The organism is Streptomyces sp. NPDC007346, from assembly GCF_040703535.1.
Classification (GTDB): Bacteria; Actinomycetota; Actinomycetes; order Streptomycetales; family Streptomycetaceae; genus Streptomyces.
Genome location: NZ_JBEYKR010000279.1, coordinates 1 through 2,250 on the forward strand (window position 1 = coordinate 1; position 2,250 = coordinate 2,250).

A 2,250-nucleotide genomic window follows, 5' to 3' on the forward strand; every position below is an offset into this window, starting at 1 on the left:
TGGTCAAGGAGTACATTCGGTCACTGGAGGAATCGGAGAGCCATGACCCACAGAAGCGGGCAGTTCTGTTCGTTGAGATGCCTTCGTCACCTACGCCCGAGGCGGACCGTACGTGCTGGTCAGACGTTGACGCCGTAGTCGGACGCGATGCCGGCGAGCCCCGAGGCGTACCCCTGGCCGACGGCCCGGAACTTCCACTCCGCGCCGTGCCGGTACAGCTCGCCGAAGACCATCGCGGTCTCGGTGGAGGCGTCCTCGCTCAGGTCGTAGCGGGCCAGCTCCACGCCGTTCGCCCGGTTCACGACGCGGATGAACGCGTTGCGCACCTGGCCGAAGCTCTGCCCCCGGCTCTGGGCGTCATGGATGGAGACCGGGAAGACGATCTTCGCGATCTCGGCGGGGACCGAGGCCAGGTCGACCTCGACCGACTCGTCGTCGCCCTCGCCCTCGCCCGTCAGGTTGTCACCGGTGTGGCGGACGGAACCGTCGGGGCTGTTGAGGTTGTTGTAGAAGACGAAGTGGGCGTCGGAGAGGACCTTGCCCGCCTCGGAGCACAGCAGCGCACTGGCGTCCAGGTCGTGATCGGCTCCGGTCGTGGTCCGGACGTCCCAGCCGAGGCCGACCGTCACGGCCGTCAGGCCGGGGGCCTCCTTGGACAGGGAGACGTTTCCGCCCTTCGCCAGGCTCACACCCATGAAATTCCTCCAGTGTTCCGTCGGTCCGCGTCTGATCGGTCGATCCATGATTCCGCGGTCCGTGTTTCGTCGCTGTCACTACATGTGGCCGCTACTGGTACGAACGCCCCGCGCGGCCCGCAAGGTTCCCGGATTGCGCAAGCCGTGAAATGAACGGCTCCCGGGTGGCCGGTCCGGGTTGCCGGTCCCCGGGGTGTCATCAGCGGGCTTCCTCGTCCTTCATGGCCTTCGCCTCGCTCTTGAGGATGCGCATCGACTTCCCCAGGGCGCGGGCGGTGTCCGGCAGCTTCTTCGAGCCGAAGAGCGCGATCACCACGACAGCCAGGATCAACAGGTGCCAGGGCGCCAGGCCGTTGCGCAACATTCTGGTCCCGCCCTTCTCTCCGTCCACACGGCAACAGTTGCCGCATTGCGCAACTGTACAACTGTGGGTCGGGGGCCGGACGGCCACCCCCTCAGCGCTCCGCGCCGGCCTTTCGTACGTCCCGTCCCCACGCGACGCCGGCCGGATGACGCCGCTCGTAACGCCTCCGCGCGGCCGTGAGCCCCACCGCGTACAGGCCCAGCACCGAGCCGAGCAGCAGGTAGTAGAGCGGCGGCAGGGCGCTCATCCCCAGCAACGGCCCCAGCGGGGTCACGGGGAGCAGGACTCCGACCACCGCGAGTCCGGCCGCCGCCGCCCGCAGAGGACCGCCGGCCCGCCGCTCGGCGGCGCTGCGGCCGGTGCGGAGCAGGACCATCACGAGCGCCTGGGTCAGCAGGTTCTCGGTGAACCACCCGGCGTGGAACGCCGCCTCGCCGTCGGTTCCGGCCGCGTTGTGGAGGGCGAGGGCCAGCACGCCGAAGGTGGCGAGGTCGGCGGCGGCGTTCAGCAGCCCGAAACCGGTGATGAAGCGCAGGAAGTCGCGTGAGCGCAGGACCGTGGGCCGGCGCAGGGCGGACGAGGCCGGCCGGTCGAACGCGAAGGCGAGCTGCGCCGCGTCGAAGCAGAGGTTCTGCACCAGCACCTGTGCCGGGAGCATGGGGAGGAAGGGCAGCATCAGCCCGGCCGTCAGCATGGCGATGACGTTGCCCAGGTTGGAGGAGAGGGTGATGCGCAGATAGGTGGCGATGTTCCCGCTGCTGTGCCGCCCCGCCAGCACCGCCCGGTCGATCGCGGTGAGGTCCTTCTCCGCCAGCACGACGTCCGCCGCCTCGCGCGCCACATCGACCGCGTTGCGCGGGCAGATGCCGACGTCGGCCGCGTGCAGGGCCGGCAGATCGTTGACGCCGTCGCCGAGGAACCCGGTGGTGTGCCCGGCGGCGCGCAGCGCCGAGACGATCCGGGCCTTGTGCTCGGGGGTGCAGCGCGCGAACACGGTCGCCCGGTCCGCGACCCGCGCCAGCTCCGCGTCCGACAGCGTGTCCACCAGCTCGGCCGAGACCACGTCGCCGTGCCCGCGCGCCCCTCCCGTGCGCAGGCCCAGGTCCGCGCACGCGCGGGCCGCCGTCCCCGGGTGGTCGCCCGTCAGCACCTTGACGGTCACCCCCCGCCGGGCCAGCACGCCCAGGGCGT

At 70.7% G+C, this 2,250-nt stretch carries 3 protein-coding genes; all 3 read right to left on the minus strand.

Annotated features, from left to right (window positions below; genetic code table 11):
* Positions 1-119 precede the first annotated feature (119 nt).
* On the minus strand, positions 120-695 hold the full coding sequence (locus AB0917_RS33955; RefSeq protein WP_161281521.1) for a TerD family protein: 576 nt from the start codon (positions 693-695) through the stop codon (positions 120-122).
* A gap of 199 nt (positions 696-894) precedes the next feature.
* Entirely contained in the window at positions 895-1,059 is a 165-nt protein-coding gene (gene tatA, locus AB0917_RS33960) for a Sec-independent protein translocase subunit TatA (RefSeq protein ID WP_366823562.1), read from the minus strand.
* A gap of 91 nt (positions 1,060-1,150) precedes the next feature.
* The coding region (locus tag AB0917_RS33965) for an HAD-IC family P-type ATPase (RefSeq protein WP_366823563.1) at positions 1,151-2,250 on the minus strand (1,100 nt) is incomplete at its 5' end.

Bases quoted from the DNA above. Each gene is read 5' to 3' on its own strand.
- tatA (WP_366823562.1), bottom strand. From the start codon at position 1,059: ATGTTGCGCAACGGCCTGGCGCCCTGGCACCTGTTGATCCTGGCTGTC.
- AB0917_RS33955 (WP_161281521.1), bottom strand. From the start codon at position 695: ATGGGTGTGAGCCTGGCGAAGGGCGGAAACGTCTCCCTGTCCAAGGAG.